Origin of the sequence: Metabacillus indicus LMG 22858, from assembly GCF_000708755.2 — a bacterium.
GTDB lineage: Bacteria > Bacillota > Bacilli > Bacillales > Bacillaceae > Bacillus_P > Bacillus_P indicus.
This window is the reverse complement of record NZ_JGVU02000002.1, coordinates 143,604-157,440: the sequence shown is the minus strand read 5'-3', so window position 1 is coordinate 157,440 and position 13,837 is coordinate 143,604. Positions and strand designations below refer to the sequence as shown.

15 protein-coding genes are annotated in these 13,837 nt (G+C 46.8%); all 15 read right to left on the bottom strand.

Translation table 11 applies throughout. The annotated features are described in order from the left end of the window. Position 1: 1 nt before the first annotated feature. Entirely contained in the window at positions 2-1,675 is a 1,674-nt protein-coding gene (locus AZ46_RS03970; protein ID WP_029285139.1) for a long-chain fatty acid--CoA ligase, read from the bottom strand. Between the two features lie 294 nt (positions 1,676-1,969). Further along, the gene (locus tag AZ46_RS03965) at positions 1,970-3,121 is read right to left on the bottom strand and encodes an ABC transporter substrate-binding protein (RefSeq protein ID WP_029285141.1); all 1,152 of its coding nucleotides are present in this window, start codon (positions 3,119-3,121) and stop codon (positions 1,970-1,972) included. 109 nt (positions 3,122-3,230) lie between these two features. Further along, a complete protein-coding gene (locus AZ46_RS03960; RefSeq protein ID WP_029285143.1) occupies positions 3,231-3,938 on the bottom strand; it encodes an ABC transporter ATP-binding protein in 708 nt (235 codons plus the stop codon). Further along, positions 3,916-4,695, bottom strand: a complete 780-nt coding sequence (locus AZ46_RS03955; RefSeq protein ID WP_029285145.1) for an ABC transporter ATP-binding protein — start codon at positions 4,693-4,695, stop codon at positions 3,916-3,918. Before AZ46_RS03955 ends, AZ46_RS03960 begins: the two co-directional genes overlap by 23 nt. Then, positions 4,695-5,675, bottom strand: coding sequence for a branched-chain amino acid ABC transporter permease (locus AZ46_RS03950; protein WP_029285147.1), 981 nt, complete (start codon positions 5,673-5,675; stop codon positions 4,695-4,697). The genes AZ46_RS03955 and AZ46_RS03950 overlap by 1 nt, the downstream gene beginning before the upstream one ends. Beyond that, on the bottom strand, positions 5,672-6,538 hold the full coding sequence (locus tag AZ46_RS03945; RefSeq protein WP_029285149.1) for a branched-chain amino acid ABC transporter permease: 867 nt from the start codon (positions 6,536-6,538) through the stop codon (positions 5,672-5,674). Before AZ46_RS03945 ends, AZ46_RS03950 begins: the two co-directional genes overlap by 4 nt. A gap of 174 nt (positions 6,539-6,712) precedes the next feature. Then, positions 6,713-7,696, bottom strand: a complete 984-nt coding sequence (locus tag AZ46_RS03940; RefSeq protein ID WP_029285150.1) for a quinone oxidoreductase family protein — start codon at positions 7,694-7,696, stop codon at positions 6,713-6,715. Positions 7,697-7,703: 7 nt separating this feature from the next. After that, positions 7,704-8,483: an enoyl-CoA hydratase/isomerase family protein gene (locus AZ46_RS03935; RefSeq protein ID WP_035319095.1), complete on the bottom strand. Its 780-nt coding sequence runs from the start codon at positions 8,481-8,483 to the stop codon at positions 7,704-7,706. Between the two features lie 11 nt (positions 8,484-8,494). Beyond that, positions 8,495-9,259 (bottom strand): SDR family NAD(P)-dependent oxidoreductase, encoded by a 765-nt coding sequence (locus AZ46_RS03930; protein WP_029285154.1) that lies wholly within the window; start codon positions 9,257-9,259, stop codon positions 8,495-8,497. Between the two features lie 16 nt (positions 9,260-9,275). Next, on the bottom strand, positions 9,276-10,019 hold the full coding sequence (locus AZ46_RS03925; RefSeq protein ID WP_029285156.1) for a 2-phosphosulfolactate phosphatase: 744 nt from the start codon (positions 10,017-10,019) through the stop codon (positions 9,276-9,278). Positions 10,020-10,021: 2 nt separating this feature from the next. Then, positions 10,022-11,077 (bottom strand): phosphotransferase family protein, encoded by a 1,056-nt coding sequence (locus AZ46_RS03920; RefSeq protein ID WP_029285157.1) that lies wholly within the window; start codon positions 11,075-11,077, stop codon positions 10,022-10,024. 23 nt (positions 11,078-11,100) lie between these two features. Continuing rightward, a complete protein-coding gene (locus AZ46_RS03915; protein WP_029285159.1) occupies positions 11,101-11,508 on the bottom strand; it encodes an acyl-CoA thioesterase in 408 nt (135 codons plus the stop codon). 11 nt (positions 11,509-11,519) lie between these two features. After that, complete coding sequence (locus tag AZ46_RS03910) at positions 11,520-12,296, bottom strand: enoyl-CoA hydratase (protein ID WP_029285161.1); 777 nt, start codon at positions 12,294-12,296, stop codon at positions 11,520-11,522. Beyond that, complete coding sequence (locus tag AZ46_RS03905) at positions 12,293-13,177, bottom strand: 3-hydroxyacyl-CoA dehydrogenase family protein (protein WP_029285163.1); 885 nt, start codon at positions 13,175-13,177, stop codon at positions 12,293-12,295. The genes AZ46_RS03910 and AZ46_RS03905 overlap by 4 nt, the downstream gene beginning before the upstream one ends. Positions 13,178-13,255: 78 nt before the next feature. Beyond that, positions 13,256-13,819 (bottom strand): TetR/AcrR family transcriptional regulator, encoded by a 564-nt coding sequence (locus AZ46_RS03900; protein ID WP_029285165.1) that lies wholly within the window; start codon positions 13,817-13,819, stop codon positions 13,256-13,258. Between the last annotated feature and the right edge of the window lie 18 nt (positions 13,820-13,837).

The window sequence follows — 13,837 nt, the reverse complement described above, 5'->3', positions numbered from 1 at the left end:
TTCACCCCATCACCTTTTGTTTTTCTTCTTCCTGAAGCTTCCGCCAAAGCAGCTTGCCGCTTGAGGTCATCGGAAGGCTTTCTCTGAATTCGATCATCCTTGGATACTTGTAGGCTGCCATTTTTTCTTTTGCCCAGGCGATGATTTCCTCGCCGTCAATTTTCCCCTTATATTCCTGATTCAGAATGATAAAGGCTTTGACCGTTTCTCCCCTGCGTTCATCAGGTACGCCGACCACGCATGCCTGCATAACGGCAGGATGCTGATAAAGCATGCCTTCAACCTCTGTCGGCCACACTTTAAAGCCCGATGCATTGATCATTCGTTTTACTCTGTCCACGATAAAGTAATAGCCTTCTTCGTCGCGCTTTCCAATATCGCCGGTCCTGAAGAATTTTTTTCCTTCAATCTCGACAAACGATTTTTCATTTTCCTCCGGTCTTCTGTAATAGCCTAAAAAGACTTGCGGCCCGTTCACGACAATTTCGCCTTCTTCTCCATTTTCAAGCTCCCGGCATGTCACGGGATCAATAATCCTTGCATCTACATCAAATGAAGGGATTCCAAGACATTGAAGCTTCGATCTGTCAGGCGGATTAAAATGCGTCTGGGCAATGGTTTCTGAAAGCCCGTAGCCCTCAATAAATTTCAGGCCGGACAATTGGTACAGTCTTTCTCCAACTGCTGCAGGAAGAGCTGCACCTCCTCCTGCAAGATTCATCAGGCTTGCCATATCCTCTTTTTTCAGGGAAGGATTGGCCATAAAGTCGATCAGCATCGTGCTGATTGTTATCCAGTGCGTCACTTCTTTATCCCTGATGGTGTTTCTCGCATATTCCCTGTCCCACCTTGTCATCATGATCATGGTGGCACCAGAGAGGATTGGGATGTGCATACTGTGTACCATGCCTGTCACATGAAACAGGGGCAAAGTCGCAAGACATACGGCATCAGACGTTGCATTCAGCCAGTGATAGCCTCCGAACGTGTTTGCTTGAACGGTGCGGTGAGTATGCATGCACCCCTTTGGAAGTCCTGTCGTTCCCGATGTGTACGGCAGTACAGCGAGATCATCAGCTGATGCCGTCATTTGTGAAGGCACTTCCAGACTCGACAGCGCATCCTTCCAGTGAATATGCCCGGTTTGACCAAGCTCAATCGGCCCCATTTTTACTTCTTCCGGTATTCCATGACCGGGGCTCCCTGCCTGCAGATAATCAGAATAGGTTGAAACGATGACATTTTTCATCGGGACTGAATCCAGCAAAGGAAGCACCTTGGCGTACAGCTCCTGCCCTACAATACCTGTCTTTAACTCGCAGTCGTTTATAAAAAATCTCAGTTCTTCTGAAGTGTTCATCGGATTAATCGGCACGACGACGCCGCCGGCACGGAGGATGGCATAATACCCGATGACAAACTGGGGCGAATTTTGAACGAACAGCAGAACATTTTCACCTTTTTGAACGCCCATTTTCTTTTCAAGGAATCCGGCAAGTGCTTCGGTTTCTTTTAAAAGCTGTTTGTATGTAAGTTCTGCGCCGTAATAATGAATGGCTGTTTTGTCCGGGTATCTTTTTGCAGACAGTTCAAGGTTTTCGTACAAGGTTGTTTCAGGTACTGTCAGTGTGTATGGCACCCTGACCGGCCAATGCTTGAAATGAGATTGAATCATATGTGTTCCACCTTCCTTACTGGTTTTGATAGCGCTTACAGTAACATTTCTAACTTTTCTGATAAATACCTTTATTCTTTGTGGAAAAATTTTTTCTTATCATCACATGGTTTATTAAGTAACTGTTACTTAGTTTTTTAAGTTGTACCCGTTCCCTTTCGCTCAAGTCACTGGTGTCTTATTTAAAGACTTTGAAGCAACCATAACTGCGAACACAGACTTAATTAAAGACAGTTTCCCGCTGTATACAGCGGGAAACTGTTAAAATTCAATCTTTCAATCTGCAGGACAACCTTACTTATCCAACTTCACAAGCTTTCCGTCTTCTACGACGTGGATGGACGTTTTCCAGTTGAATCCGTTGTTTTCCACTCCGGTCAAGTGCCATACCATTTGCTCGTCTTCAAGTTCTTTAATTCCTTTATCCATGTTCTCCATGATTTTCGCCGGGTCTGAGACAGTGCCTGCTGCCTGCATTGCTTTCACTGCAACGTGAAGGGCCTGATAGTTAAATGCACTTTCGGCTGTAGGAATGCCGTCAGTCAGCTCTGCATATTTGTCAACAAACGCCTTGCCTCCCGGTGCGTCGCTTTCACTGATTGGAAGCGTCCCGATCGCACCCTCAAGCATTTCATACCCTCCAAGGACCGGTTCCATTTCTTCAAATTTCGCCTGGTCCATAATCATGATACCGCCTTTAAACCCAAGCTCTCTCGCCTGTTTGATCAGCAGTGCCGTCGGCTGGGACGGTCCCCCCACAAACAATACGTCAGGTTTTTCTTTAAGCGCATTTGTCATGATGGTGAAAAAGTCTGTTTCTTTGCTGAAATCCACTGAACCGTCAAAAACGATTTCTCCGCCTTTTTCTTCCCAGACCGGTTTAATGGTAGCCGTCCAGTCTTTGCCATATTGTGTAGCAGTCGGAATCAGTGCAAGCTTTTTCCCGAAGCGTTCCATCTGATAATCAGCATACGGCTCAGGATACGCGTCATATGCAGGAGGAATGCTTAATGTCAGCTTATTGCCCTGTTCCTGGATTTTCGGTTCGCTTGTATAGGCCCCGATGATGAAGTTTTCCTGCTGGTTAAAAACTTGCGTCGCGAACACACCGCCGCTGTGCGGAACAAAAACGATCGGCGCTTTATTTTCCTGCACCAGCCTACGGGCATTCGTACCCGTTTCATTTGGAAGGTACTTGTCATCAAGCGATACAATTTTCACCTTGTATGTTTTTCCGTCGACTTCAAATCCTTCTTTATTTATCTCGTCTGCCGCCATCGTCAGGCCTCTCAGCGTATTCTCCCCGTAAAAAGCAGCGGGACCGGAAAGAGGACCGCTGTATCCGATATTGACTGTGCCCTCTCCGCCTGCATCTCCCCCGCCTGACGCACCGCTTGAATTGCATGCTGCAAGACCCATTAACGACATCGAAAGCCCAAGAACCATCCCGATCTTTTTAAGCGATTTCACAGAAATTCCCCCTTGTTTTTCATCAAAATCGACTTCTGCCCAACCTATTTGCGCTGCAGGCATGCCATTTGCAAAAAAAAATATGTCAAGCGCCAATATAGGCGCGTTTGACCTCATCGTTATCAAACAGCTCTTTTTTTGTCCCCTGCATCACAATCTGTCCGTTCTCCATAACATAACCTCTTGTTGAAATGGACAAAGCGGCATGCGCGTTCTGTTCAGCGAGCAGCACCGTCGTTCCGTGCTTATGAATTTCCTGGATGACTTTAAACATCTGGTCTACAATCAGCGGTGCGAGTCCGAGAGAAGGTTCATCAAGCATCAGAATCTTCGGCTTCGCCATGAGAGCCCTGCCGATGGCAAGCATTTGCTGCTGACCGCCGCTGAGAGACCCTGCAGCATCTTTCCGTTTTTCAAATAGAATCGGAAACAGGGCATAAATGTCATCCAGCTGTTTTTGGACAGCCTTTTTATCACTTCGCCGGGTATAGCTTCCCATTTTCAGATTTTCAAAAACACTCATTTCAGAAAACAGCTTTCTGCCTTCGGCGCACTGGACAATACCAGCTCTGACTAATTTATAGGGCGCCATATTATGAATCTTCCGGTCTTCAAAAAGAATGTCTCCGGAAGAAACCTTGTTCAGGCCCGACAGCGTGTGAAACAGCGTGCTTTTCCCTGCACCGTTTGCCCCCAGAATGGTCACAAGCTCTCCCTGTCCAATTTCCATGGATACGTTTTTCAGTGCCTGAAACCGGCCGTAGAATACATCAATATGTTGCAGCTTCAGCATAGGCATGTCCTCCAAGATAAGCTTCAATCACGTTTGGATCTGCCTGAATATCGGATGGCAGACCTTCTGCAATTTTTTTGCCGTGATTGAGAACCATCACTTTATCAGCAAGACTCATGACCATCTTCATCTTATGTTCGATGAAACAGACTGTATATCCGGTGCGCTTTAATTTGAGAATCAGCTCGGACAGTCCGTCTGTTTCATCAGGATTAACTCCTGCTGCAGGTTCGTCAAGAAGGATGATCTGAGGTTCAGTTGCAAGAGCAAGTGCAATGGCCACCCGTTTTTGGGCTTCCTGTGAGATGGCAGAAGCCATTTCGCCTTCTAAATGGTCGACCCCGCAAAAGGAAAGAGCTTCCACCGCTTTGTCATAGCACAGCTGCTGCTCCGACCGTTCCCTTTTTGTTTTAAAGATTCCGTCAAACAAGTTTGATTTCGTTCTGAGGCGATGGCCGATCAGCACATTGTCAATGACAGTAGCGTCCGAAAAAAGACTTGTCGTCTGAAACGTCCTGCCGATTCCGAGCTTTGCCATTCTGGCAGGCTTTGCTGCTGTCACATCTGTCCCGTTAAACAGGATGGTTCCGGAAGTCGGCCGGTGAAAACCGCTGATCAGATTCAGAAATGTTGATTTTCCGGCTCCATTCGGCCCTATGATTGCGGTGATCTTCCCTTTTTCAATCCCAAGGTCAACTTCATTTACAGCCGTCAATCCCCCGAAGGATTTTGTCAACTGTCTGATTTCTATCAGCATCATCCAGCCTCCTTTATTTTTCTCTTTGCATCAGCAGGCCTGCGCTGCGAGAAATACATTTTCAGAGAGTGATAGCTTCCGACAAGCCCTTTTGGATAAAAAAGCATGATCAAAACGACGATCGGACCGAAAATCAGCATTCTGTATTCTTCCAGAAACTGCAGGGACTGTGTGACAGTAACAATCAAAAATGTACCGAGAACAGGTCCTGTCATCGTGCCGATTCCTCCGACAAGAAGATACATCAGCATTTCAAACGTGACGGTGATCGCTGAGATATCCGGCCCGAGAAAACGGATAAAACCCGCATACAGCACGCCTGAGAGACCCGCAAAAAAAGCGGAGAGGACAAAGGCGAGCAGCTGATTTTTCATAATATTGATCCCGATTGTCTTTGAAAGATCTTCACTCCCTCTGATGGCAAAGAGCGTTCTGCCGAATAGAGAGTCTTTGATTCTTTTAACAGCGATGATTGTTCCGAGCAAAAAGAACAAGATAAAATAGTACTGCGATTCAATCGTGTCAAAGGTGACAGGACCAAGAGGCGACGGCACAGGAATGCCGATCAGGCCTCTTACTCCACCGGTGACTTCATCCCACTTGTCGATGACCAGGTATATAATAAACCCCACACACATGGTGTATATGGCGAAAAAATGGTGTCTTGTCCTTAGCGCAATCAGACCGATTACAAAACTCAGGGTTACTGTAACGGCAAGCGCAGCTGCAAATGCAAGCCAGAAATTCATCTGATAAGTGGATGTCAGTATTCCGAGCGTGTAGGCGCCTGCCGCAAAAAAACCGGCATGGGCCAAAGACAGCTGGCCTGTAAACCCCGAGATGATGTTAAGTCCGTAAACAGCGATGGACCAGATCATGACAAGAATGAGGATTTGCTTATGATAATGATTTTGAGAGATTAAAGGAAACAGCACCGCAATCAGCAGAATAACAGGCAGCAGTATTTTTTGAACCTTCATGTACGTGCCCCCTTTGAAAAGAGACCGGTAGGCTTAATGGTTAAAATGGCCACGAGGAGAAGAAAGGCAAAGATGTCTTTATAATCGTTTGAAAGATAAGTAGCCCCCATGCTTTCAGTCAGCCCAAGTAGAAATCCTCCCGCTATTGCCCCGGGAATACTGCCCATCCCTCCGATAATGATGATGACGAAGGCTTTCATAATGACGAGGCTCCCCATCGTCGGAAAGACGAGATTGATTGGAGAAGCTAAAGTAGCGGCTGCAGAAGCAAGCGCCGCTGCAATGGCAAATGTCAGCATGGCCACCATATTGGCGTTGATGCCGACCAAAAAGGCGCCGTCCCTGTTTTGTGACATTGCGACAATGGAAGCTCCAATCATCGTCTTTGTCAGGAAAAAATGCAAAGCAAGCATAAGGAGGACGGATGATACAACAACCAGTATCCGCTGCTGCGTGATGGTCAGCCCGAATATTTCCACTACCCCTGAAAAAGGCGTTGGCATTTGTTTGTAATCTGTTCCCCATATCAGCTGCGCCAGCGCTTCAAAAAACAGCATCAGGCCGATTGCAGCAACCATGACTCTCATCGGATTGACATTTCCAAGGTATTTAAACACTACTTGCTCGCAGAGAATGCCGAGACCAGCAACAATCAGGATCGACAATATGAGTGCTGCCCAGTAGTTCATGCCATACTGAGTCATAAATAAGAGACTGACATAAGCGCCGATCATATAGAACGAACCGTGGGCGAAATTCGGGATATGCAGAATGCCGAACACAAGCGTCAGCCCTAAAGCCACAAGACTGTAAACGCTCCCAATTGTAATTCCGTTAAACAATTGCTGAAGAAATAACTCCATAGCGGCCCCCTTGCTCATGCTTATTTTCATTCAATTGCAGTCCATCTGGAAGATATTCATGACAGGTACATATCAGAGTAGATGAGAGGAGTTTTTGCAAAACTGCTGCTGGATAAGGATGGATGTAGTAAAAGATAAGAGGCAGGGGGACTAAAGCCCCCCGCTTTAAAAAAATTAAGGCACGAGAATCAGTTTTCCTTTCGTCTGTCTACCCTGAAGCATTTCATGAACTTCACCTGCCTGTTCGAGCGGATAAACGCCGCCGATCGTAAGCTTCAGTTCTCCTTTTTGAAGATGTCCAAGCAGGTCAGACAAACTTTGAAGATAGATTTCTTTCTTTCTCATAATCTGAGGAAGAAAAAATCCGATGACAGACAGGTTTTGAGCCATCAGCGATGATGGATAAAGCCTTGATTGCTCCCCGCTCGCCACGCCGTAAATGACCAGGCGGCCAAATGGAGCCATGCAGGAGAGGGTTTTCCTGAAAACATCTCCTCCGGCCATCTCAAGAGCAACATCTACGCCCTTGCCGTCCGTCAGCTGCAGCACTTCCTTCTCCCAGCCTTCAAGTGTATAATCAACAGCTTCATCTGCCCCCATCTCAAGAGCAAGCCTTCTTTTTTCAGCCGTACTGGCTGTTGCAATGACTTTGCCTGCCCCAAACAATTTGGCAAGCTGGACGGCAATGGTACCGACTCCGCCTGCAGCCGCATGAACAAGGACCGTTTCGCCTTTTTCAACCCGTCCCATTGTTTTTAAGATATGATAAGCACTCAGTCCCTGCAGCGGGAGAGACACAGCCTGCTTGAGATCCACTCCTTCAGGAACGGGAATCAGCCCGCGTTCTTCTGCAACGGTATATTCTGCATAGCCTGTAGCTCTGCTTGATCCAAGAAGGGTAACGACTTTGTCCCCCTTTTTAAAACGGGTAACCCCGTTTCCTGTCTCAGCGACCGTTCCAGCCACCTCTGCACCGGGAACAAACGGAAGCGGCGTATCAATCACATACTGCCCTTCCCTTCTTGCCGTATCTGCATAATTGACGCCGATTGCTTCAATTTTAATCAGCACTTCGTTTTCAGCCGGCTTCGGCACATCAAGTTCCACTACCTTCAATACTTCCGGTCCGCCGTATTCTTTTAATTGGATCGCTCTCATCATCTCTTCACTTCCCCTGAAAGACTGGCTTGCGTTTTTCTTTAAATGCATGAATGCCTTCCTGATGATCTTCTGTTGAGATCATCAGCGTCTGTGCGATCCGTTCCTGCTCAAGAATTTCTTCAAGTGTGCTCACCGCTGAGGCATTGATGATTTTTTTCATCATGCCATATGCTTTTACAGGTCCCTGGGAGAGCTTATGGGCATATGAGACAGCTTCATCCATAAGCTGCTCAAGCGGGACTACTTTGTTTACGATGCCATATTCTTCAGCCTGGACAGCTGTAATCGGTTCAGCATTGAAGAACAATTGCTTCGCCTTATAAGGTCCAATGATCCTAGGCAGAAAATAAAGGCCTCCTCCGTCGGAAATCAGCCCGACCTGTGAAAAGCTCATCACAAACTTGCTGTCTTCGGCAGCCAGAATCTGATCGCACGCGAGAGCAAGGTTGAAGGCTGCACCTGCGGCAAACCCATGTACAGCGGCAATGACAGGTTTATCAAGTTCTTTAAAAGCCTTGATGCATTCATTCAGGCGGCCAATATGATCATAAACCTGCTGGCCGTCAGCCTCTCCCATCGTTTTGACGTCCCCGCCTGCACTGAACGACCGTCCTGATCCTGACAGGACAACCGCTCTGATGCTGTCATCTTTTTTTGCTGCGGCAAGTTCATTCGTCAGTGACAAAATCATCTCTGCACTGAAAGCATTCAGCCTTTCTGGACGGTTCAGCGTTAAAAACAAGACATTTCCGCTTTTTTCTACTAATAAATCACTCATCTTAATTCCTCCCTGGTTTATGTAATCAGCCAGCCGCCGTCTGCAAGCAGATCGGAACCGGTCATATATGATGCCTCGTGAGAAGCAGCAAATGCAATAATGTTCGCAATTTCTTCAGGCTTGCCGACACGCTTCAATGCGGTATTCCGCTTTATCGCTTCCGTGAATCTTGCATTTTGAAGACCCTGCTCTGTCAGGGGTGTTTCAATGAAACCCGGTGATACCGAGTTGACTCTGATGCCATTTCGCGCGAACTCATGTGCAAGCGCCCTTGTAAAATGAATGACGGCCGCTTTAGCTGCACTGTAATGAGGGATTTCCGCCCCCGCCTTATGTCCTGAAAGAGACGCTACGTTGACGATTGCCCTGTTGTCGTTACCCTCATCGCTGCACTCAGCCATGTAGCCGCCAAGCACTTTTGATACAAGAAAAACACTCTTCAGATTGACATTTTGAACAAAATCCCATTGTTCTGCTGTTGTATCCATAATTCTCGAGTGTACAGACCCACCAGCGTTGTTGACGAGAATATGCAGATCGCCAAACTCCTCTTTCACATATGAGAGAAGTGAGAGGACATCCTCTTCCTTAGTAACATCAGCCGCAAAAGGAAACGCAGCTTGCTCTGAATGGTTCAGCTGCTCTGCCGCCGCCTTCAGTTTTTCCTCGCTTCTTCCTGCAAGAATGACTTTTGCTCCTTCTGATGCAAGCTTACTTGCCGTTTCAAGCCCGATACCGCTACCTCCGCCTGTCACTACAGCGATTTGGTTTTGAAATCTCAATTTTCCCACTCTCCTTTCATGACGAGTTGACTTTCAGATGGCGGTAATCGATTAATTCATCTCCGTATAGGACCGGCACGCATGAAAAGCAGTCTCTAGCGGAAATAAAGCTGATTTCCTCCTGAAAACCGTATTTCTCGAGCATTTTCCCGACTTTGGATTTCGCAAGTACGACTGCCGGTTCTTCTTTGCAGCCTTCATAAAACAGCTTCGCAGTCTGGGCGGCATCACTCAGTTCATAGCCCCCCGCTTCTGCCAGGTGCTGAATCAGGCAGCCTGCGCCGTAGAAATCTTCCAAACTGAAATGCCCGGACGAACCGGAACAGACAAGGATGATTGTATCCTCACTGTGGTCTTTAGTAAGGGCATTTGCCACTGCTTTGGCATTCAAGAGCGAGCAGGCGAATATTCTTCTGGCAGGACTGCTTTTATGAATGGCAACCGTTCCGTTTGTCGTAGATAATATGATTTTTTTCCCTTTGGCTGAAGCCTTCAAAGCGGAGGGGTTAGGATCCAGAAATCCATCAATCGTCCTTCCCTCATATTCGCCGACAAGCATGCAGTCATCCTTGTTCATTTCCGCTGCACGGCTTCGGGCCTGTTCACCGTCCAGAACAGGGATGACGGAGCGGGCACCATGCTCAAGAACAGTGGCAATGGTTGATGTGGCAAGCAACACATCAAAGACTACCGCAATTTTGCCTTTCATTTTGGCTTCGTCTATTTCTTCTTTTCTGGTCACAACATGTATTTTCCCCATAGTCAGCCCTTCTGTGCCAGCCGCAGTGCATGCTGGATGAGGATTTCAGTATATGGCCCAAAGCGGGCAAAGCGCTGGTCATTTGTCTGCCCTTTTTTAAAGCGGTAATAGATCTGCTGGCAGATGACGGCAAGCTTAAAGGTGGCAAATGTAGTGTAGTAATGGATGTTTGCTATATCTCTGCCGCTTTTTTTAGCATAGCTTTCTATAAATTGCTTTCTGGTATAGAAGATGCCGCTCGCTGTAACAGAAGGCTTGCCCATTCCTTTTTTCAAAGGCTCCGGATCATCCTCCTCCATCCAGTAGCTCATGGCGGCCCCGAGATCTGCGAGAGGATCCCCGATTGTGGTCATCTCCCAGTCAAACAGGCCGGTCATTTCTTTCAGGTCACTTGAAAACAGCGAATTATTCAATTTGAAATCATAATGAATTACCGTCGGATCAGGTGATGCTGGCAGGTTTTTCTCAAGCCACTCTGTCAGCAGCCTGACTTCTGGTATATCATCTGTTTTTGCCCTGTGATAACGGCCGATCCAGCCATGCACCTGACGCTCCATAAATCCTTCAGGCCTGCTCAGTTTTTCAAGCGCCGTACCCTTATACGGAACATCATGAAGACGGACAAGCGTATCGACCATCAGCTCAGAAAGAGATTTGCCAAGTTCCCGGGTTGCTTCGATTCCCTTTGGAAACTCAGTGTCGACCAATACACCGTGCCGTCTTTCCATAACGAAAAACGGGCTGCCTGCAATCGACTCATCGCTGCTGAAAAAATAAGGTTTCGGCGCCAGAGGAAACAATGGATGCAAGTCTTTTAAAATGACAAATTCCCGTTCCATATCATGCGCTTTAGGAGCCACTGGTCCAAGCGGCGGCCTTCTGAGCACCCCTTCCCAGCTGCCGATCTTAAGGGCATACGTTAAATTTGAAGCACCTGTGCCGAACTGATTGATTTGAAGAGTACCTTCAGGCAGCTCTTCTATTTTCGTTCTTAAGTATGTCTCAAGAACCCCTGCATTCAGTTCTTCTCCTGTTCTTACCGGAATAAGCTGAGACATCGCGCCACCTCTTTTTTGAAAATTCAGATATTAATTCTTGCAGCATAATTCTTCAGCTGTTCTACAAGATGGTCCGGCATCTCTTCTGTTTCCTCGGTTTTAAAGTTATAGGTCACAATGACCGCTTCGCCTTCTGCAATCAGTCTTCCGGATTCCTGTTCTGTAATTTCATGATGAACGGTGAAGCTTTTTTTTCCGATTTTCATAACGGACGTTTTTATGATCAGGTGTTCATTGAAGTAAGCCTGACCGCGGAAATCGCATGTTGCTCTGGCAAGGATAAACGGCCAGTCCCCTGAAGACATGCAATATCCGAGCGCTTCAAAAAACTGAACGCGCGCATCTTCAAGGTAAATGAAGTAGCTAGTATTGTTCACATGCCCAAGCGCATCTGTTTCACAAAACCTGACTCTCATCCGTGCTTCATGCATGGAGCATCTCCTTACTTATGGCTGAAAGCAGGCTTTCGTTTTTCAATGAATGCCTGTACGCCCTCTTTAATATCTTCTGTCTGAAATACCTCTTCAAACAGGCCAGCTTCAAGATCCAGTCCTTCTTCAAGCGTGCTGCTCATGCCCTCGTCTACCGCTTTTTTAATTTTGGACAGGGCAGGAAGCGAGTGGCGCGTCATGCGGCCGGCAAGTTCAAGGGCTTTTTGAAGTCCTTCTCCCTTTGGTACAACATACGAGACGAGGCCGATTCTTTTTGCTTCAGCTGCGTCAATCGGATCTCCCGTGAACATGAGCTCTTTTGCTTTAGCTGCTCCAACCGCTCTCGGAAGCCTCTGAGTGCCGCCTCCACCCGGGAATAATCCGAGTTTAATTTCCGGAAGCCCTACCTGGGCATGCTCCTCGGCTATTCTTAGATCGCATGTTAATGCAAGTTCACACCCTCCTCCGAAGGTCATTCCGTTTAAAACCGCAATCACCGGTTTAGGGAACTGTTCAATTTCATTTAAGAATGCGTGTCCTTCCAGGAAATTGGCTTTAATGCCTTTTTTCCCGATAAGGTTCGGAAATTCTTTAATATCAGCTCCGGCCATAAACGCTCTGTCACCCGCTCCTGTCAGAATGACCGCAAGTGTCTCATCATCTTCTCTGAGACTTGCAAAGGCTTCTTTAAGCTCTCTTGTAACCTGCTGGTTCATGACATTCAAAGGGGGATTGCTGATTGTGACAACAGCAGCTGCTCCATGTTTTTCGTAAGATACAACGCTCATTTTTTCACCTCTTCTTTTTGATAGGTGTACCATCCCTTGCCCGTTTTTCGTCCAAGATCACCTTGACGCACCTTCTGCTCAATGCAGGCAAAAGGCTTATCAGCAGGGTCTCCCGACTCCGCATACCTTTGCTGCATGACGTAATAGCCGACATCAATGCCGGACAGATCCATTAATTCAAACGGCCCGATCGGATGATTCAGTGCTTTTCGGCAAATGGTGTCGATATCCTGAAAACTTGCATACCCTTCTTCATACAGGTAAACGGCTTCTCTTTGCAGGGCACCCAAAATCCGGTTGGCGATAAAGCCGGAAATTTCTTTATTCAGAAGGACTGCCGTGCGGTTGATTGTGTTACAGACATCCATCGTCAAATCGGCTGTTTCTTTTGACGTGTCTTCACTCATGACAACTTCCACACAGTCCATGACAAGCGGCGGAAAAAAGAAATGCATGTTGACAACTTTGTCTGCACGATTTGTTGCTGATGCAATCAGTGAATTGACAATAGTTGAGCTGTTGGATGCAAAAATGGCATGAGGCTTTGCCATTTGGTCAAGCTTTGCAAACAATTCCCTTTTTACATCCAGCTTTTCAACGACTGCTTCAATGATAAAATCAGCGTGGGCAGCAGCCTGTTCAAGCGAAGGTGTAAAGGTAAGCCTTCCAAATGCCGCCTCTTTTTGCTCCTCCGTCAGTTTGGATTTTGATACCCATTTGTCCATCAATTTACGGAGAGATGCTTCCGCTTTTTCTAAAGCGCTTTCTTGAACGTCCTGAATCACGGTTTCATAACCGCCAAGGGCGCACAGCATGGCAATCTGATGGCCCATCTGACCCGCTCCAATGACCGAAATCTGCTGAATATCTTCCTTTTTCATCATCATCTCTCCTTTTAACTACTGACCAGTCGGTATAATTAGAGCAGGTAGAGATCCGGGACAAAACCGGAACCCCCTTTACCCTTTCAATCCTTGGAGCACCATTTTCAGAAAAATATCCGATACTTCTGCGTCAGACACTCTTCCGTTTGGATCAAACCAGAAGTAGCTCCAGTTTGTCATGCCGAGTATACCGAAGGTGACAATATCCATCGGCAAGTCGGACCGGAATTCCCCTGCTCCGATTCCTGCTTCAAGAAGCTGCTGTATGTTCAGTCTGAACTGGTCGCGTTTTTTAATGACCTCAGCCATATCCTCTTTTGTCAAATTTCTCATTTCCCTGAAAAACACTTTTGCGCTTAAGCCTTCTTTTTCAATATCATGAATCAGCATATAAACAATTTCATGCAGCTTTTGCTTATATGGCTTCGAAGCGTCATGGATGATTTCTTCCTGTTTTCTCAGAAGCTCATCAATGTATTTTAAATGGATGGCCATAAGCAGCTCAGTTTTGCTTTTGTAATAGTAATAGAATGTGCCCTTAGTGACGCTGAGTGCATCGACGATGTCCTGAATGGACGTTTCCTTAAAGCCTTTTTCTCCAAACAGCTGAATGCTTTCCTGGATGATTTTTTCCTTCATATTGGCTAATCCTCTCTA

What these genes read in the sequence shown, in the direction of transcription:
- AZ46_RS03905 (WP_029285163.1), bottom strand. Translation starts at nt 13,177, where the DNA reads ATGAAAAAGGAAGATATTCAGCAGATTTCGGTCATTGGAGCGGGTCAG.
- AZ46_RS03925 (WP_029285156.1), bottom strand. Translation starts at nt 10,019, where the DNA reads ATGGGGAAAATACATGTTGTGACCAGAAAAGAAGAAATAGACGAAGCC.
- AZ46_RS03940 (WP_029285150.1), bottom strand. Translation starts at nt 7,696, where the DNA reads ATGAGAGCGATCCAATTAAAAGAATACGGCGGACCGGAAGTATTGAAG.
- AZ46_RS03965 (WP_029285141.1), bottom strand. Translation starts at nt 3,121, where the DNA reads ATGGTTCTTGGGCTTTCGATGTCGTTAATGGGTCTTGCAGCATGCAAT.
- AZ46_RS03950 (WP_029285147.1), bottom strand. Translation starts at nt 5,675, where the DNA reads ATGAAGGTTCAAAAAATACTGCTGCCTGTTATTCTGCTGATTGCGGTG.
- AZ46_RS03960 (WP_029285143.1), bottom strand. Translation starts at nt 3,938, where the DNA reads ATGCTGAAGCTGCAACATATTGATGTATTCTACGGCCGGTTTCAGGCA.
- AZ46_RS03910 (WP_029285161.1), bottom strand. Translation starts at nt 12,296, where the DNA reads ATGAGCGTTGTATCTTACGAAAAACATGGAGCAGCTGCTGTTGTCACA.
- AZ46_RS03920 (WP_029285157.1), bottom strand. Translation starts at nt 11,077, where the DNA reads ATGTCTCAGCTTATTCCGGTAAGAACAGGAGAAGAACTGAATGCAGGG.
- AZ46_RS03970 (WP_029285139.1), bottom strand. Translation starts at nt 1,675, where the DNA reads ATGATTCAATCTCATTTCAAGCATTGGCCGGTCAGGGTGCCATACACA.
- AZ46_RS03945 (WP_029285149.1), bottom strand. Translation starts at nt 6,538, where the DNA reads ATGGAGTTATTTCTTCAGCAATTGTTTAACGGAATTACAATTGGGAGC.
- AZ46_RS03900 (WP_029285165.1), bottom strand. Translation starts at nt 13,819, where the DNA reads ATGAAGGAAAAAATCATCCAGGAAAGCATTCAGCTGTTTGGAGAAAAA.
- AZ46_RS03915 (WP_029285159.1), bottom strand. Translation starts at nt 11,508, where the DNA reads ATGCATGAAGCACGGATGAGAGTCAGGTTTTGTGAAACAGATGCGCTT.
- AZ46_RS03955 (WP_029285145.1), bottom strand. Translation starts at nt 4,695, where the DNA reads ATGCTGATAGAAATCAGACAGTTGACAAAATCCTTCGGGGGATTGACG.